Genomic DNA, 566 nt, shown 5'->3' with positions numbered 1-566 from the left:
AACTGGATCCGGCCAGGCAGGTGATTGGCGCGATCGACTCGGGTGTGCTGTTTCTCGCCCGCCTGGGGCTGCTCGATGGCCTGAGCGCGACCACCTACCCGGGCGTGTTCGAAGAGCTCGAGGCCATGGGCGTGAAGACCGAACACCGTCCGCTTGTGGTGCACGGCCAGATCGCCACGGCGGGTGGATGCCTGGCGACGCAGGACCTGGCGGGCTGGATGGTCTCGCGGCTGCTTGGCCAGGATATTGCCGACAGCATGCTGGAGATGATCGCCAAGGTCGAGTGACGAACCGGGGCCGCGGGGCTCAGCGCCGGCTCAGCGCTTGATCACGGTCGGGCTGGATGGGCTGAAGAAATACGGCGCCACGGCAAGCGCCACTACCACGGCCGCCGTGAGAAAGATCGTCGAATAGGTCTTCTCCACCGGCCAGTGCCGGGCATCGCCCATGCTGGCGATCATGCCGAATCCCCACGACGTCAGCGCCGAGCCCAGGAATACAAAGGTGTTGAGCACGCCAAGCCCGCGCCCGCGCGAAGACGGCGGCACCAGGCCGCGGCCCTGCGC

General features: G+C 67.3%; 1 protein-coding gene and 1 pseudogene. One reads left to right on the top strand and one right to left on the bottom strand.

The window, feature by feature from the left end; translation table 11 throughout:
- A partial coding sequence (locus tag AC1DS3_RS39380; RefSeq protein ID WP_477129466.1) for a DJ-1/PfpI family protein occupies positions 1 to 287 on the top strand: 287 nt, incomplete at its 5' end.
- 30 nt (positions 288 to 317) lie between these two features.
- Here the strand turns inward: AC1DS3_RS39380 and AC1DS3_RS39375 are convergent.
- A pseudogene (locus tag AC1DS3_RS39375) lies at positions 318 to 566 on the bottom strand (MFS transporter); the annotation flags it as partial.

The organism is Cupriavidus sp. 01L46 (assembly GCF_056399905.1).
This window is presented reverse-complemented; position numbering and strand designations above follow the sequence as displayed.